Source organism: Acidiphilium sp. (assembly GCF_049977125.1).
Classification (GTDB): domain Bacteria; phylum Pseudomonadota; class Alphaproteobacteria; order Acetobacterales; family Acetobacteraceae; genus Acidiphilium.
Genome location: NZ_JBMFGY010000013.1, coordinates 2,926 through 20,300, shown reverse-complemented (window position 1 = coordinate 20,300; position 17,375 = coordinate 2,926). Strand labels below are relative to the sequence as shown.

The 17,375-nt window shown below is 60.6% G+C and carries 14 protein-coding genes and 1 pseudogene; 9 read left to right on the top strand and 6 right to left on the bottom strand.

From position 1 onward, the window contains the following. The first annotated feature begins 23 nt into the window (after positions 1-23). From ACP5E6_RS03980 to ACP5E6_RS03960, 5 genes are read left to right on the top strand one after another with little or no spacing between them, the layout of a single operon-like run. The gene (locus ACP5E6_RS03980; RefSeq protein WP_427951991.1) at positions 24-1,118 is read left to right on the top strand and encodes an ABC transporter substrate-binding protein; all 1,095 of its coding nucleotides are present in this window, start codon (positions 24-26) and stop codon (positions 1,116-1,118) included. A 54-nt stretch (positions 1,119-1,172) separates the two neighbouring features. Continuing rightward, positions 1,173-2,513, top strand: coding sequence for a glutamine synthetase family protein (locus ACP5E6_RS03975; RefSeq protein WP_427951988.1), 1,341 nt, complete (start codon positions 1,173-1,175; stop codon positions 2,511-2,513). Between the two features lie 7 nt (positions 2,514-2,520). Further along, positions 2,521-3,780 carry an NAD(P)/FAD-dependent oxidoreductase gene (locus tag ACP5E6_RS03970; RefSeq protein WP_427951985.1) on the top strand — a complete coding sequence of 420 codons (1,260 nt, stop codon included), beginning with the start codon at positions 2,521-2,523 and terminating at the stop codon, positions 3,778-3,780. Further along, positions 3,777-5,279 carry a glycosyltransferase family 39 protein gene (locus ACP5E6_RS03965; RefSeq protein ID WP_427951982.1) on the top strand — a complete coding sequence of 501 codons (1,503 nt, stop codon included), beginning with the start codon at positions 3,777-3,779 and terminating at the stop codon, positions 5,277-5,279. Before ACP5E6_RS03970 ends, ACP5E6_RS03965 begins: the two co-directional genes overlap by 4 nt. Further along, on the top strand, positions 5,276-6,172 hold the full coding sequence (locus ACP5E6_RS03960; RefSeq protein WP_427951980.1) for an alpha/beta fold hydrolase: 897 nt from the start codon (positions 5,276-5,278) through the stop codon (positions 6,170-6,172). The genes ACP5E6_RS03965 and ACP5E6_RS03960 overlap by 4 nt, the downstream gene beginning before the upstream one ends. On the opposite strand, the gene ACP5E6_RS03955 is transcribed toward ACP5E6_RS03960, so the two are convergent. The 6 genes from ACP5E6_RS03955 to folK form a co-directional block, all read right to left on the bottom strand. Then, a complete protein-coding gene (locus ACP5E6_RS03955; RefSeq protein ID WP_427951977.1) occupies positions 6,161-7,735 on the bottom strand; it encodes a 2-isopropylmalate synthase in 1,575 nt (524 codons plus the stop codon). The two genes, ACP5E6_RS03960 and ACP5E6_RS03955, sit on opposite strands and share 12 nt — an antisense overlap. A gap of 238 nt (positions 7,736-7,973) precedes the next feature. After that, positions 7,974-9,044: a class I SAM-dependent RNA methyltransferase gene (locus ACP5E6_RS03950; RefSeq protein WP_427951975.1), complete on the bottom strand. Its 1,071-nt coding sequence runs from the start codon at positions 9,042-9,044 to the stop codon at positions 7,974-7,976. A gap of 21 nt (positions 9,045-9,065) precedes the next feature. Continuing rightward, entirely contained in the window at positions 9,066-9,470 is a 405-nt protein-coding gene (gene acpS, locus ACP5E6_RS03945; protein WP_427951972.1) for a holo-ACP synthase, read from the bottom strand. A 28-nt stretch (positions 9,471-9,498) separates the two neighbouring features. Continuing rightward, on the bottom strand, positions 9,499-11,772 hold the full coding sequence (locus ACP5E6_RS03940; RefSeq protein WP_427951969.1) for a RelA/SpoT family protein: 2,274 nt from the start codon (positions 11,770-11,772) through the stop codon (positions 9,499-9,501). A 16-nt stretch (positions 11,773-11,788) separates the two neighbouring features. Beyond that, on the bottom strand, positions 11,789-12,199 hold the full coding sequence (gene rpoZ, locus ACP5E6_RS03935; RefSeq protein WP_427951966.1) for a DNA-directed RNA polymerase subunit omega: 411 nt from the start codon (positions 12,197-12,199) through the stop codon (positions 11,789-11,791). Between the two features lie 182 nt (positions 12,200-12,381). Further along, positions 12,382-12,882, bottom strand: a complete 501-nt coding sequence (gene folK / locus ACP5E6_RS03930) for a 2-amino-4-hydroxy-6-hydroxymethyldihydropteridine diphosphokinase (protein WP_427951963.1) — start codon at positions 12,880-12,882, stop codon at positions 12,382-12,384. Between the two features lie 106 nt (positions 12,883-12,988). On the opposite strand from folK, the gene ACP5E6_RS03925 reads away from it, so the two are divergent. The 4 genes and pseudogenes from ACP5E6_RS03925 to ACP5E6_RS03910 all read left to right on the top strand — a co-directional run. Next, positions 12,989-13,561, top strand: a complete 573-nt coding sequence (locus tag ACP5E6_RS03925) for an NYN domain-containing protein (RefSeq protein ID WP_427951961.1) — start codon at positions 12,989-12,991, stop codon at positions 13,559-13,561. Between the two features lie 7 nt (positions 13,562-13,568). After that, positions 13,569-14,189, top strand: coding sequence for a uracil-DNA glycosylase (locus ACP5E6_RS03920; RefSeq protein WP_427951958.1), 621 nt, complete (start codon positions 13,569-13,571; stop codon positions 14,187-14,189). A gap of 49 nt (positions 14,190-14,238) precedes the next feature. After that, a complete protein-coding gene (locus ACP5E6_RS03915) occupies positions 14,239-16,998 on the top strand; it encodes an ATP-dependent DNA helicase (RefSeq protein ID WP_427951956.1) in 2,760 nt (919 codons plus the stop codon). Between the two features lie 183 nt (positions 16,999-17,181). Beyond that, a pseudogene (locus ACP5E6_RS03910) lies at positions 17,182-17,375 on the top strand (hypothetical protein); the annotation flags it as partial.

Here is a 17,375-nt window from a genome sequence, read left to right as displayed (position 1 = left end):
ATCAAACCACCAGGAGGCTGACAATGCAATTTCGTTTTCATCATCTGAAGACACTCGTAATGGCCGGTGCCGTGACCACCGGGATGATCGGCGGCATGATCGCGCTGACGCCCCCGGCACAGGCGGCCGGGAAAACGCTGTATCTGTTCAATTGGCAGGATTATATCGGCAAGGGATTGATCAAGAAATTCGAGGCCCATTGCGGCTGCACGGTGGTTCAGACCTATTACGATTCGAACGCCGCGCTGGCGGCCAAATTAAAGGCGGGTGGGGATTCGCAATATGATGTGGTGGTGCCGTCGAGTTATTATGTGCCGCAACTGATCCACGAAGGGCTGATCGCCAAGCTCAACAAGGCGGAAATTCCAAATTTCCGCAATTTGTCAGCGAAGTTCAAAAATCCCAGCTACGATCCGCACGATGACTACTCGATGCCGTATCAATGGGGGACCACCGGCATCGCGTATCTGAAGACGAAAATCTCGACGCTGCCGGACAGCTGGGCGGTGTTGTTCGATCCTAAATTGAATGAACATTATCCCTTCGCGCTGATGGGAGGCTCAGGCCGCGACACGATGGGGGCTGCCTGCGCCTATCTTGGTTATGGATTTACCTGCAACAAGAAAAGCGAGTGGATCAAAGCGGCGAAACTGATCGAGAAGACTGAGAAGCGCAAGAATTTCACCGGATTCGTCGATGGTGATCCCGCGATGGGACAGGTCAAAAAAGGCACCATCGCGATCGGCATGACGTTCAATGGCGCGGTCGCCGAGTGCTACGATGATAAATCATGTCTGAATTCGGCCTATCTGGTGCCAAAGCAGGGGACCGAAATCTGGGTCGATACCATGGCGGTTCCGAAACATGCGCCTGATCCGAAGCTTGGTTATGACTTCATCAACTTCATCCTGTCCGCCAAGGCGGGCGCCGAGCTTTCCAACTACAATCTCTATGCGAGTCCAAACGCGGCATCTGGACCCATGCTCAGTCCCGAACTCAAAAAGCCGCTGATCAAACCGACGTCGGCACAACTGAAATATCTGCACTTCCTGCCGCCGCTGGCCGGCACCAAATTGCAGACGTTCAACGCCATCTGGACGGCCGTGCGCCAGCACTAACAACACGACACTGCGGCGCGCTCATTCCGGGCGCGCCGATACGCTGAGGCTGACATGATCGACCTGGTTGAATGGTTCAACGAACATCGCATTACCGAAGTCGAGTGCCTGGTGCCCGACATTACCGGCATTCCGCGGGGCAAGATCATGCCGGCTCAGAAATTTCATCAGGGTGGTGCCCCACGCCTGCCCGAGAGCATATTCATTCAATCGGTCACCGGGGAATATCCGGACGATCCCGATGATATTCTCAGCGACCCTGCGATCATCGACATCAAGCTGATCGCCGATCCTTCGACCGTGCGTCTGGTGCCCTGGGCACATGAGCCGACCGCGCAGATCATTCACGATTGCCATTATGCCAACGGCAAGCCGGTGCCGATCGCACCACGGCAGGTGTTGCGTCAGGTGCTGGCGCTGTATGCTGAGCGTGGTTGGACGCCGGTATTGGCACCGGAACTGGAATTCTATCTGGTTGGGCGCAATACCGATCCCGATTATCCGCTGGTCCCGCCGATCGGCCGCTCCGGGCGGCAGGAAACCGGGCGGCAGGCGTACTCAATCGACGCGGTCAACGAATTCGATCCGCTGTTCGAGGAGATGTATGATTTCTGCGAGATCCAGGAACTCGATCTCGATACCTTGATCCATGAGGAGGGTGCCGCACAGGTCGAGATCAATTTCCTGCATGGCGATCCGCTGAACCGGGCCGATCAGGTGTTTCTGTTCAAACGCACCGTAAGGGAAGTTGCCTTGCGGCATGATATTTACGCAACTTTCATGGCCAAGCCGATGGGTCAGGAACCCGGTAGTGCGATGCATGTGCATCAAAGCGTGGTCGATGCCGAGACGGGCGAGAACCTGTTCGCCGACCGCGACGGCCGGCCGAGCCCATTGTTCCTGTCCTTCATCGGCGGGATGCAGAAATACATTCCGGCAATCATGCCGATTTTCGCACCGAACGTGAACTCGTATCGCCGTCTCACCCGGTTCTCCAATGCGCCGATCAATTTGCAGTGGGGTCATGACAATCGCACCTGCGGTCTGCGGGTGCCGTTCGGCGACCCTTCGGCCATGCGGGTCGAGAATCGGGTGCCGGGGGCGGATGCCAATCCTTATCTTGCGTTCGCCGCCTCGCTGGCGTGCGGCCTGCTGGGCATGACGGAGGGGCTTTCGGCAACACCACCTTTCAAGGGATCGGCCTATTCGCAACCTTACAGCCTGCCGCGGGAACTTTCGCATGCGCTTGAGATGATGGAGCAATCACGGCCCCTCAATGACATTCTCGGCGAAAAGCTGGTGCAGGTGTTCGTTGCCGTCAAACGTCTTGAATACGAAACTTATTTGCGCGTGATCAGCTCGTGGGAGCGCGAACATCTGCTGTTGAACGTCTGATCAACCGATGGTCTTGGCCAATTACTACGAGGCAACCGCGCGGTTTCCGACGACCACAGCGCCGCTGACGGGTGATTTTCGGTGCGATGTCGCGATTATCGGTGCGGGCATGACCGGATGCTCAGCGGCGCTGCATCTCGCTGAGCGTGGCTATCGTGTCGCGGTGCTGGAAGCTCGGCACATCGGGTTTGGGGCATCGGGGCGCAATGGGGGCCAAGCCCTGCCGGGTTTCGCCGCCGATCAGACCAGAATCCGTCGATTGGTCGGGCCGCAGGCCGCCAAATCCTTATGGGACATGTCGGTCGAAGCCGTCACGCTGCTGCACGCGCAGATCGACCGATTCGCTATCCCGTGCGATCCGCAACGCGGCTATCTTCATGTCGCGGTCAAGTCTCGGCAAGTTCGTGAGTTGCACGCGTGGGAGAGTGAACTTCACGAATTGGGCGCGTCGGGTTTTACCCTGCTGCATGGTGCCGCGTTGCAGGAACGGCTGCGCAGTCCGCGTTATCTGGCCGGGCTTTACGATCCGATGGCCGGCCATATTCATCCGCTCAATTACACGCTCGGCCTCGGCCATGCCGCGATCGCGGCGGGGGCGGATATATTTACCGGCACACGGGTGAGCGCGATCGATCAGGGTACCACGATCAAGCTCCGCACCCCGCACGGCACGGTAACAGCCGATTATCTGTTGCTCTGCGGCAATGCTTATCTTGGTTCGCTCGCCCGTCCGATCGCCGGCTATGTCATGCCGGTCGGCACCTATATCATCGCGACTGAACCTCGGGCGGACATTCCCGACCTGATCCCCAACAACGAAGCCGTGGCCGACCTGAACTTCGTGCTCGACTATTTTCGCCGCAGCGCTGACGATCGCATGCTATTCGGTGGCCGCGTGTCCTATTCCACCATGCCGCCGCCTCATCTTGCGGCGTCGATGCTTGCCCGCGCCCGCCGCGCCTTTCCTCAACTCGCCGACGCGCGGGTTGATTACGTGTGGGGCGGCAATGTCGCGATCACCCGCAACCGCCTGCCGCATTTTGGCCGACTGGGCAGAAGCATCCTGTTCGCCCAGGGATTTTCGGGGCACGGAGTCGCTTTGACCGGGCTTGCCGGGAAACTCCTTGCCGAGGCTGTTGCCGGTCAGGCGGAACGGTTCGATATCGTCTCCAGCATTCCTCACGCCCGTTTCCCCGGCGGCCCGTTGCTGCGGATGCCGAGTTTGGTTCTGGCGACCAGCTGGTTTCGATTGCGCGACATGTTATGAACATTCCCCGTCCCGGACCGAAGGCCAGCACTGTTGCGATATTCGGTGTTGTGGCGATCGTTCTCCTGATCATCGCCTGGAGCCGTGGCGGCGAATATGACGAATATTACAGTATCTTTCTGATCGCCGGCGATGCCCGACCAAACTGGCCGATCATGCCTGTCACAGTGGCGACACTACGTCACTTCTACCATGGACATGGGACGTTTCTCACGATCGCGCATGACCTCCGCCATGGCGATGTCCACCCACCGCTCTATTTCTGGCTGCTCTCGCTGTGGCGCGATCTGGTCGGCATGGGGCTGGTACGGATGCGTGACCTTTCGGTGCTGTTGACGTTGGTTGGCCTCGCCAGCCTGGCACGCATTGCGGCGCGGGTTGGCGTTTCCCCGCTCCTCACGATCGTTCTGACCGTGTTGTGCTACGGGTTTGCCTACACCGGGATCGTTGCGCGCAATTTTGCGCTGGCCGATACGCTCTCCCTGACCGGGGTGATGCTGCTGTTGGCTGCCGATAACCGGAAGGATCGCGTACCGGCCTTGCTCGGCGGCGTTGCGCTTGGTGCTGCGTGTTTCTCCAATTATCTTGCGAGCTTCACGACAATTGCGGCACTCGCCTGGTTCGCCGTTGCGAACCGGCGCCATGCGGCGCAGGCGCTGACGCCTGCCCTTGGCGCGGGCGTGTTCATCCCCGCCGGCGCCTGGTTCTTCCTGGCCCAGGCCGGTACGCGCAAGGGACAATTTCATCCGTTTTTCCTGCCGCGCGCGCTGCTCGATCTCACGCGCGACCAAGCCGGCGCGCTGCTCGGCGCCCTGCCCCGCTATATGCCGCACCCATGGTCGATCGTTCTTGAAGCCTGTCTCGGTCTGTTTGCCGCATTTCTCGTCATTGTTGCAATCCGCTCCGGATTGCCACTTCTGGCACCGCGCCACCGCGCCCTGATTGTCAGTTTGATTCTGGCACCTCCGATCGGCCTGCTCGCCCTCGGCGCCATTTTCGATAATACGCCGATCGAGGTCCGCTACGTCTGGCTCGGACTCCCCTATATCGGCCTGATTCTTGCCGCCGCCCTGCGCGACAGGCCGCGCCTCGCCGCGGTATTGATGGCTGTTCAGCTGAGCGCCATCATCGGCCTTGCGATCGCACCTCAAACCATGCAACCGGCGGCGCGCACAGCGCGCAGCGCCGCGGCAAATTCGGGGCCGGATACGCTGGTTGTCGTGCCGTTCGGCAATGATGGCGTCGGCATTCCCGGCCCCTTTATCGCTGCGGCACCGTCGCGCCTGCTGGTGCAAATCATCCGAACCGCCGACGCCGTCCATCCCGCGGCGATGATGCGATTCCACCGGATCATCATTGCCAATATCACGGTCGATAGCTCAAGCCGCACTCTGATTCCGCAGGTGGCCGCGCTGTTCAAAGCGACCTCGTGTTGGCGGCGACAAGCCGCACCATCGGACATCATCGTTTTCGACAACCACTGCCGGGGCGCGACATGAGCAAAACATTCGACGATTTCACGCTTCACGAGTTGAGGCTCGGCGATGGCCGGTATTTCCGTGCGCGCACCCACGGTACCGGCCCCGCGTTGGTCATGCTGCACGGCATGCCGCAGACCCATTACATCTGGCACAAAGTCGCGCCGGCCCTGGCATCGCGCTTTACCGTTATCTGCCCGGATATCACCGGCTATGGTGAAAGCTACAAGCCTCCGGCAAGTGCTGATCATGTCGCCTATTCAAAGCGGGCCATGGCCGAGGACATTGTTGCACTGATCGACCACCTCGGCATCGATGCGATTTCGTTGGTCGGGCACGATCGCGGCGCGCGTGTGGCACACCGGCTTGCACTGGACCACCCCGGACGGGTGCGGCAATTGGCGCTTCTCGATATCATTCCGACTATAGAACATTTTGAGCGCACCGATATGCGTTTCGCGATGGGCTATTATCATTGGTTCTTCCTTGCACAACCGCATCCATTTCCGGAAGAACTGATCAACCTCGATGCGGGACGCTGGCTGCTGGCTCAGAGTGCGCGCCATAAAACGGCAACCGCCGTCTTCGCGGCGCCTGCAATGGCCGACTACCAACGCGCCATCGCCAATCCGGCGACGGTGGTTGCGATTTGCGAGGATTACCGCGCGGCCGCCACGATCGACCTCGAACACGACCGCGCCAGCCGCAGCAGCGGCGCCAAAATCGCCTGCCCCACGCTGGTTCTGTGGGGCGCGCGCGGCTTGGTCGGGGCGCTATACCAACCTCTGGAGATCTGGCGCGCGTATTGTGCCGGCACACTCAGCGGTAGCGCGCTGGCTTGCGGCCATTACCTCGCCGAGGAAGCGCCGGAGGAAACCGGCGCCGCCCTGCTGGCGTTTCTGTCAGGCCGATAGCGCCGCCGGTTCGGTGCGGGCGCGTTTGACCATTAACTTGTTCAGCGCATGGATATAGGCCCGCGCCGCCGCCACGATCGTGTCGGTATCGGCACCCTGACCATCGACGAGTTTGCCGCTCTCCTCCAGGCGGACGCCGCATCGTGCCTGGGCGTCGGTGCCTTCGGTCACGGCGCCGACAGTGAATAATCGCAACTCCGCCTCATGCGGCGAAATCGCACGAATGGCATTGAACGTCGCATCCACCGGGCCATCGCCGAACGCTTCCTGCTCATGACGCACACCATCGACCTCGAGTTCGAGCACGGCGCGCGGCTTCGCCTTCGATCCTGACCAGACCTCGAGTGAGATGAATTTGATCCGGCTCTGGTCGCGCACCACGGTTTCGTCGAACAGGGCGGTGATGTCTTCGTCGTAGACAAGCTTTTTGCGATCGGCCAGATCCTTGAAGCGGCGGAACGCATCGTTCAACGCGTTATCGCCGACTTCGCCATAGCCCAGCGCGCGCAATTTATCGCGAAATGCCGCGCGACCGGAGTGTTTGCCCAGTACCAGGCTGGTCTTTTGCCAACCGACCGATTCCGGGGTCATGATTTCATAGGTCGCTGCGTTCTTCAGCACACCATCCTGGTGAATTCCGCTTTCATGGGCGAAGGCATTGCGCCCAACAATCGCTTTGTTGGGCTGAACGTCGAAACCGGTGATGGCGGCCAATAGTTTTGATGTGCGGAGGATTTTTGTTGTTTCGATACCGTTGTTGAAAGGCACGGCATCGCGGCGGGTGCGGATCGCCATGACCACTTCCTCAAGCGCGGCATTACCGGCACGTTCACCAATACCGTTGATCGTGCATTCGATCTGCCGGGCGCCCGCATTCACTGCCGCCAACGTGTTGGCGACGGCAAGGCCGAGATCGTTATGGTTATGGGTCGAAAAAATGACGCCGTCGGCGCCCGGCACACGTTCACGCAGCATCGAGAAAATCCGTGCGATATCGGCCGGCACGGCGTAGCCGACAGTGTCGGGAATGTTGATCGTGCTTGCCCCCGCGCTGATCGCCGCCTCGACGCAACGACAGAGAAAATCAGGTTCGGTGCGGCTGCCATCCTCGGCTGACCACTCCACATCATCGGTGAACTCCCGCGCCAGCGCGACCGATCGGCCAACGGCTTCCAGCACCGCCTCGGGCTCCATCCGCAGTTTATACTTCATATGCAGCGGCGACGTTGAGATGAAGGTGTGGATGCGCTTGCGCTCAGCCGGCTTTACGGCTTCGGCCGCCCGCAGAATGTCCTCACGGCCCGATCGTGCCAGCCCGGTGATCACGGGGCCATGAATACTCTCGGCAATCCGGCGCACACTCTCGAAATCGCCCTGGCTCGCAATCGGAAATCCGGCCTCGATCACGTCGACGCCAAGATCCGCCAGCGCCTCCGCCATGCGTAGCTTCTCGTCGAGATTCATCGAAAAACCCGGCGATTGCTCACCATCACGCAAGGTTGTGTCGAATATGATGACGCGATCATCCGCGATCGCGCCGAAATTTGGGTGATTGATTGTCATGGGTTGGTCTCACTTCGCTGCTGCAGTCTTGAACCTCGACATCTGGCCCCCCTGCGCGCGCCGGGCAGAAGCCCGGGTTCACGCCCAGGGGTGGATAAGTCGAAGCGCAAAGGCAGCGCGCGGCAGTGACGCCACGCGGCTCGATTTCGTCTCGAAACTGGAAATCGTAACACCCATAATTTTCGCGTAGCACATCGATTGCCGGCCACGCAAGGTAACGCAACCCTGAAGTGCGGGATCAGAGGGCGAACACAACGACACTCTCCAGATGGCTCGATCCCGGAAACTGATCGATCGGCGTTGCCGCCACCACTCGATAGCCGGCTTGACGCAACCATTTCGACTCGCGCGCCAGCGCTTCGGGATTACAACTGACATAAATGACGCGAGGCACTTTCGACTCGATGATTGCGCGTATCTGTGATCCGGCGCCATCGAACGGCGGATCGAGCACTACCGCGGCAGAGCCGGCGAATTCTCTGGCCGTTACCGGTCGGCGGGCCAGATCACGGGTTTCGACCGTGATCCTGCCGGTTAGTCCGGCAAGCCGTGCTGCGGTTCCGAGCGCGGCACAGGCAGGCTTGCTGCCTTCGACCGCATGCACCCGCGCCCGTTGCGCCAGAGCGCCGGTCAGGGTGCCAATTCCGGCATAGAGTTCCACGATACGTGATTTACGGGTCATGCGGTCGGGCAGGCCGGTCATTACGGCGCTTCGAATGGCCCTCTCGCCTGCGACGGTGGGCTGGAGAAACGCTCCCGGTGGGGGTGTGACGACCAATCCATCGACATCGAGGGTAACCGCGCGCATCACCAGCACAGGTTCATCGCCCAAGCTGATCCGCGCCACGTCATGGGTTCGTGCAAATGCCACCAGCCAAGCCCGATCGGCGGCGCTGGCCTCACCATCCAGCACAATCGAGATATCGAGACCATTGTCGGTCGCGTTGACCAGAATACTGCCCGATTTGCGAAATCCCGACAGGCGGCCCAGCAATTCTCTTGCCGGGCCGATCAGCCCGGAGATTTCCGGGATCACCAGGGGACATTCGGCGATATCCACCACATCGCGCGATCGCGCTGCATGAAATCCGAGTCTCACCGCGCCCGCCACCCGCATTGCCGCAAAATCGACCCGCCGGCGCATTCCCATCGGCACCAGGGTCATTGTGGTGATGGGCGCATCGACGAACCCGGCCTGCGCGAGCGCATTGACCAGCAATGTCCGTTTGGTATCGACGTAATGCGACGTCGGTACGCCTTGCTCGGTACAGCCGCCGCAAACGCCGAAATGCCGGCAGATTGCCGGCATTGTATCATCCTCGATCATCGTTCAGGTCCCTTCCCGCGCCTCGATAACTACCTGCGCGTAGGCATAGGGATATTCGTCGGTCAGCGACACATGGATAAACGGCTTCTTTCCTGGCGAAATCAAGCGCGCTAATTGCACTGCCGCCCCGCCGGTGAGAGCCATGGTCGGCTGGCCGGACGGCAGATTGACCACGCCGAGGTCGGAGAAAAACACGCCGCGCCGAAAACCGGTGCCCAGCGCCTTGGCGCAAGCCTCCTTCGCGGCAAAGCGTTTGGCATAGCTCGCGGCACGCTGGTGCGGCCGGCGCTCGGAGCGGCGTCGCTCACTGTCGGTGAAGATCCTTGCGATGAACCGCTCGCCAAATCGGGCCAGGGTTTCCTCGATACGCCGAATATCGCACAGGTCGGAGCCGATGCCGATGATCATGGATATTTCAGTTTGGGGTTCCGATCGTTCACGTTCGGGCCCTGTCGACCTGCGCTACCCCACCGGCCGCGCGCAACCCGGCAATCACCTGCGACAAATGCCGCAAATCGCGCACTTCGACATCCATCAGACATTCGAAAAAATCCTGCTGGCGATGGACGATCTTGAGGTTGGCGATGGCACCGTCCTGCTTGGATACCGCATTTGCCAGATTTGCAAGCGCGTTCGGGCCATTGGCGGTGATCACGCTGATCCGGCCGGTGAACGGCCGATCGCGCCCGGCGCCATCTTTGCCGCTGTCCTTGCCTTGGGCAAGTTGCGCGTAATCCCAATCGACGTCGATGAACCGCTCCGGTGTATTGGCAAAGGTCTCAAGCGTCATGCAGTCACGGGTATGGATCGTCACTCCCTTGCCGGTCGCAATGATACCGACAATTTTATCGCCAGGCAGCGGGTGGCAGCAGCCAGCGTAATGCACTTCCATGCCTGAAATCAGCCCTGTCAGCGGCAAGGCGTTCGGGCGCGCCGGCGCCCGCGGCGGGCGGGCGAGCATACCGGGCACCATCCGCGCCCCCCGCGTCTCGCGCAATTCCGGGTAGGCGGCTTGAACCACCTCTTTCGCGGTCAGATTACCGGTGCCGACCGCGACATAGAGATCATCGAGCGTCGGCTGCTTGACCGATTTGAGCGCCGCTTCCAGAATTTTTTCCGAGCCGTCGACCCCGTCCTGGCGGAACGCCTTGGCCAGCGCCGCCTTGCCCTGGTCACGATTCTGCTCGCGTACCTGGCTGGCCAGAAATCGCCGGATACGCGCACGCGCCTTGCCGGTGACAACAAACCGCTCCCACGAAGGTGATGGGGTTCCACCCCGCGCGGTGAGAATTTCCACCTGGTCGCCGTTTTGCAACTCGTAGCGCAGAGGCATCAACCGTCCGTTGATCCGCCCCCCCACACAGGTGTCGCCAACCTGCGAATGCACCGCGTAGGCGAAATCGACTGCCGTCGCCCCGCGCGGCAACTGGATCAACTGGCCTTTCGGGGTAAAGCAGAAAACCTGGTCCTGATAGAGTTCGAGCTTGGTGTTTTCCAGAAACTCGTCAGGTGCGGCGGAGTTTTCCAAAATTTCAAGCAGGTCCTGCACCCAGCGGAACTGCTTCACATCGGAGGGCGAAGCGTCCCCCTGTTTATAGACCCAATGCGCCGCGACCCCGTTTTCCGCCACCGCATGCATTTCGGGTGTGCGGATCTGCAGCTCGATTTTCTGGTTGCGCGGATGACGAAGCGTCACGCCGGTGTGAAGTGACTGGTAGTGGTTGGCTTTCGGTGTCGAGATATAATCCTTGAACCGCCCGGCGATGACGGGAAATGCGGCATGGATCGCTCCGAGGGCAACATAGCATTCCTCCCGCGTGGGGACGAGAATACGGAACGCCATGATGTCGGATAGTTGCTCGAAAGCGACATTGCGTCGTTGCATTTTTTCCCAGATCGAGAAAATCGATTTTTCCCGACCCGCAATATCAACCACCTCGACACCTGCAGTGGCGAAGATACGCAGCAACTCGGCGCGCACTTCGTCGATCACGTCAGCCCCTTGGCCGCGCAGAAAATTCATCCGCGCCTGAATCGAATCGTACGCTTCCGGATCGAGCACGGCGAAGGACAGATTCTGTAATTCCGTCTTGACCCGATCCATGCCGATGCGTTCGGCGAGCGGCGCATAGATCTCCATCGTTTCGCGTGCGATCCGAGCGCGGCGCTCCGGTTCCTGCATGAAATGAATCGTGCGCATGTTGTGCAGACGATCAGCGAGCTTCACCAGGAGAACCCGAATATCCTTGCTCATCGCCAGGACAAGCTTGCGGAAATTTTCCGCTTGCTTGGTTCGGTCCGACTGAAGTTCAAGCCTGGTAAGCTTGGTCACACCATCGACCAGCCCCGCCACTTCGGCACCAAAGCGTGATTGCAGAGCGGGCAGGGTAACTTTGGTGTCTTCAATGACATCGTGGAGGAGGGCGGTCACAATACTGTCGCCATCGAGCCGGTAGCCGGCCAGAATATCAGCCACCGCCAGCGGGTGGGTGATGTACGGGTCGCCATTGTCGCGGATCTGCCGGGCGTGGGCTTCAGCGGCGATACCGTAAGCGGCATCGATCACTGCGGGATCGATTTTAGCATCGTAGCTGCTGATTCGATTCAGCAGTGGGACCAAAGCCTCATGATAGACCGCGGTGCCGTTGGCGACCCCATCCGGCGCGGCCGCAGGCTGGTTGATACCGACCCCGGCGCGCCCCATCACCATGGCATGGAGTCTCGGTTCAGCGGCGCAGACGCCCGCCGCCAAGCTCCGCCTCGATCGCGGCCGCGATATCCTCGGAGGTCATTTCCTCGGATTCGGCGGCGAGGGCGGCGGCTTCTTCCTCGGCGGAGACGTCCTGCAACCCGAAAATATTCTGATCGGTCGGGATCAGATCCTGAACCTCCTCGTCGATCGGCTCTGGATCAGGCACACGCGACAGCGACTTGATCAAATCCTGCTCAAGCCCGCCAAAATCAACGGAAACATCGGCGATCTCGCGCAATGCCACCACGGGGTTCTTGTCATTATCGCGATCGATCGTGATGGCTGCACCACGCGCGAGGTTACGCGCACGCTGCGCCGCCAGCAGGACCAACTCGAAGCGGTTGGGGATCTGTTCGATGCAATCTTCAACGGTTACGCGTGCCATTTAACCAACTCCCATCGCCATGCGCTCTGAAACGCATGATAAAAACTACTGCGCGGACGACGACCGAGATGCCCGCCTCGTGAACCTGCTAAATCATAGAGACTAAATGGTTGGTTACCAGACGATACGTTGCAGCGCAACCAATTCCGACAATCGGCGTCAAGCCACCGGCTCCGACACAGCTACCACGGAACCAGGAAATCCGCGTCATGGTTCGGCAGCGCGGCTAAAAGCTGGGCGCAGCTTCGTCTGAGCGAAGGGTGCACCCATTCGGGCGCGACATCAAGAAGCGGTTGAAGCACAAAAGCCCGCAGATGCGCTCGCGGATGCGGTAGTGTCGGCGACGGCTCAGCACGGATCATGCCGTTCATGTCGATCACATCGAGATCGAGCGTGCGCGCGGCGTTGGCTACCGAACGCACCCGACCGAAACTGGCTTCGATGCGATGCAGGGTTGCCATCAGCCAAGCCGGGTCGGGCCTTCCCTCGAAGCGCGCGACGCCGTTACAAAAATCAGGCTGCGAATCATCGCGCGGGATCGGCCGGGTCCGATACCATGGTGAGATTTTAACGAAAGCCATCCCGTCCGTTCGTCGCAAGATTTCGAGCGCCGCGCGGCAGGTTTCCCGCGGGCTCTCCCCATTGGCACCCGGCAGATTTGACCCGATCGCGATCAATAGCATGTGGTTTACCCTATACGATCAAGGCGGTTTCGCGTAAGGAAGACGATCTGCCGGCCATATTCAACTTGAATATTTTGAGACAATCCCGATTCGGAAGGTTTTGGCAATGCGCTTACTCCCCCATGAAAAGACTGCGCTCTTTATCGATGGCGCCAATTTATATGCTGCGTCTCGCGCTGTGGGATTCGATGTCGATTACCGACGACTCTTGGATTTTTTTGGTAGTGTCAATCTTATTCGTGCCTATTATTACTCGGCCTTGCTTGATACCGAGGAATACTCGCCGCTCAAGCCCCTGACCGATTGGCTGGCCTATAATGGTTATACGCTGGTCACCAAACCAGCGAAGGAATTCACCGATGGTGCCGGTCGGCGCCGGGTGAAGGGCAATATGGACATCGAACTGGCCATCGACATGCTGGAGATGGCTCCACATATCGACCATGCCATTTTGTTTTCCGGAGATTCCGACTTCCGCCGGCTGGTTGAAGCCGTGCAGCGCCGCGGCGTTCGCGTCTCTGTTGTATCGACCATCAAGACCGCGCCGCCAATGATTGCCGATGAGCTGCGCCGGCAGGCTGATCAATTCGTTGAACTCTCGGATATCGCCGGCGATTTCACCCGTCGTCAGACCGAACCGCGCCAGCGGACGCAGCGCGCTGAAGCCGAGGTCGAATAGGCCGAACATGGCTATACCGGCTGCGGATTGCGCGCTCTGTCCGCGCCTGGCCGATTTTCGATCGGTAAATCAGCGCAAATTTCCAGATTGGCATAATGCCCCGGTGGCTTGTTTCGGCCCTTTGAGTGCCGGACTGCTCATCGTCGGCCTTGCTCCCGGCCTGCGCGGCGCCAATCGCACCGGCCGACCGTTCACTGGCGATTTCGCCGGTAAATTACTCTACGAGACCCTGCTTAAATTCGGCTTCGCGACCGGGGCGTATCATGAACGTGCCGATGATGGGCTGACCATGCACAATTGCCGCATTATCAACGCGGTCCGTTGTGTGCCACCGGAAAATAAGCCGTTACCGGTTGAAATAGCCACCTGCAATCGGTTCCTGCGTGATGAGATCGACCGAATGCATCATCTGCGCGCCATCATGGCGCTCGGCGGCATCGCCCATCAGGCAACGCTCCGTGCCTTTGGTCTCAAGAGCAGCTTTGCGAAATTTGTCCACGGCGCGACCACGACCCTGCCCAATGGCATCACCCTGACCGATAGTTTCCATGTCTCGCGGCTAAACACCAATACCGGCCGCCTCACCACGCCAATGTTCGAGGCCGTCGTGGCATCATTGAGTGCCTGAGCTGTTTGGGCGTTGTTGTTTTAAACCACGGTCCGGCTAAACCTTGAGCATGAACGCGCCGCCACGATCGCTGTTGCCCGATGCGCCATCGTTGGTCACCGCCCACGGACGTGCCGCGATTCTGACAATCGACGGCGAATTGCTGCATCTCACCATCGATGCCGCTCGCAGCGCCGTGCGCGGGATGCCGCCGCCGCTGGTGATCCACGCCCCATCAACGCTCAGACGCCTTGGCACCAATGTTAAGACGCTCGATCTGCTCGAACTTTATGCCTTCGTCCTGCCGGCGCAGGCCGTAGCGCCCACGGCGGCCGCCATGGCGCGGGCACTCGACCTCGAACCGCCGATCACGATCGAAGACGCGGCGGCGCTCCTGCCGGAACTTGCCGATGCTTTGCTCATCCGCCTCGCGCAGGGCAGAACCCTCAAAATGAACCGCCATGCCGCCGGTCTGGCCGCCCTGATGGGTAGTGCCGGCTGGCCGTGGGCGAGAGCCGTGGCAGCCGCACTCGACGATGCCGCCGCGCGACCGGATCGCGGTCCGCTGCGGCTGTGGTCGATCCTGCCGGAATGGGACGATGAAGCGCCACGCCCGCCACCCTCCGCCTTCCCGGTCGCGCCGGAAGCTGCGCGCAACCGACTGGCTAAGCTGCTCGGCGATCATGCCGAGCAGCGCCCGGCGCAATCGGATTATGCCTCTGCCGCCACCGCCGCGTTCGCCCCCGCCGCAACCGAGGGGGCGCCGCATTGCGTCCTCGCCGAGGCTGGCACCGGCACCGGCAAAACCCTGGGGTACCTCGCCCCCGCTTCGCTCTGGGCGGAGCGTAACCAGGGTAGCGTTTGGATTTCAACCTACACCCGTCACCTCCAACGTCAGATCGAACAGGAACTCGCCCGGCTCGAACCCGACCCCGTGAAGCGACGCAATCGGGTTGTGCTCCGCAAGGGTCGTGAAAACTATCTATGCCTGCTGAACTATGAAGACGCCGTTAATAACGGCGGCTCTAATCTCATTGCGTTAGGATTGATTGCGCGCTGGGCGCTGGTGTCGAGCGATCATGATGTCGCCGGGGGGGATCTGCCCGGATGGTTTGCTGAATTATTCGGTACTGCCTTACTGCCCCAAATTGCTGATCGGCGCGGTGAATGCATCCATGGTGCCTGCCCGCACTGGAAACGATGCACGATCGAACACGTCATCCGCCGGGCGCGCGGCGCCGATCTTGTGATCGCCAATCATGCCCTGGTCATGGCACAGGCGGTGTGGGGCGGGTTGGATGATAACAGCATACCCACCCGTTATGTGTTCGATGAGGGGCATCATCTGTTCGATGCGGCCGATTCGGCATTTTCGGCCGAACTCTCCGGTATCGAAATGGCCGAATTGCGTCGCTGGCTGCTTGGCGCCGAAGGGGGTCGCTCACGCGCTCGCGGCATCGCGCCGCGCATCGCCGATCTGCTCGACGCTGATGAAACACTGGCGGCCCCGCTCGATGCCGCGCTGATTGCCGCCCGCGTGCTGCCCGGTTCGGCATTTTTTGCCCGACTTGGTTCAACGGGGGGTGCCGAACTCGATACGATCGGCACCGGCCCGGCCGAAGCCTTCCTCAACGCCCTGGTCACGCAGGCGCGTGCCCGCGCCAGATCAGCCGATCGTGAGTCAGCCCTTGATTTCGAGGTCGATCTCCACCCCGTTGAACCGGATTTGGCCGAGACCGCCGTGACGCTGGAACGCGCCCTTTCCCGGCTGGAAACCCCGCTCAAGGCGATTCGCGACCGGCTGCTGGCGCGACTCGATGCCGAAGCCGACACGATCGAGGCGCGTGATCGCCAGCGCATCGAGGCGATGGCCCGTAGTCTGCGTCGCCGGGCGCTCGATAACCTGGCCGCCTGGCGCCGCATGCTCGCCAGCGTCAGCGCCGCGCCGTTGGAACCCGGCACACGACCACGTCATATCCTGTTCATCCGTCTGGGACGAGACGCTGCTCTGCTGTCACATTTGCTCGATCCGACCGAAGCCTTCGCCGAAACCGTCGCCGCGCCGTCGCACGGGCTGCTGATCACTTCAGCGACGCTGCGCGACACCACGACCGAGACAGATCCCGAAGCCGGATGGCGCGGCGCCGCCGCCCGCAGTGGCGCGATCTATCTACCGACACCGGCGATTCGCGCTGGTTTTGCCTCACCGTTCGATTACCCGGCTCAAACCCGTATTTTCGTGGTACGCGATGCGCCGCGCGACAATATGGACGGGCTTGCCGCGGCTTTCCGCGCCCTGTTTCTTGCCGCGGGCGGCGGCGCTCTTGGCTTGTTCACCGCCATTTCGCGCCTGCGCGCGGTGCAATCGCGCATCGCGCCGGCACTGGAGGCGGAAAATATTCCACTATACGCCCAGCATGTCGATGTGATGAACAATGCCACGCTGGTTGATATTTTCCGGACCGAGCACAATGCCTGTTTGTTAGGCACCGATGCGATGCGCGATGGTGTCGATGTCCCCGGCAATGCACTTCGTCTGGTCGTGTTCGAGCGCACGCCCTGGCCACGGCCGGATATTCTGCACCGGATTCGGCGCTCCCATCTCGCGGAGGGCGATCCGAAATCCTATGATGACGCCATTGTGCGGCTGCGCCTTCGGCAGGGCTTCGGCCGGCTGATTCGGCGCGCGAGCGACCGCGGTGTGTTCGTTCTGCTCGACCGCGCGTTTCCCTCGCGGCTGGAATCGGCGTTTCCGCCCGATGTGATTGTTCAGCGCGTTGGGCTCGCTGAGACGATCGCCGCGATCACGGCGTTTTTCGCGCCATCCTAAATGTCGTAAAAATGCAACACTTGGCGTCAATCGCGTCGAATTGACCTGGTTACTGATGCATATTCTTGCAGCGGCATGTAGTTTGCGTCGGGTGAATCATGCTGCGCTGCGGCAGTTCGAAATGAGCCGATCTCGGTTAATTTAAGGGCAACGTACGCATCAATCGCTTAAACAGGAGGCATTATGCAGGCTACAAAAATCAGAACCCGGCGCAAGTCGCTCGGTGCGACTCTTGCGTCGCTCGGTCTTGGCGCCACGATCTCGCTGCTGGCGCTGCAATCGGCGCAAGCCATGAGCGGCCCGACCGCGATCAACATCAACGGCGGTCCGCTCGGAACGCTTGCGTTGACCGGTGGTGCGGATGGTTATTTCTACGG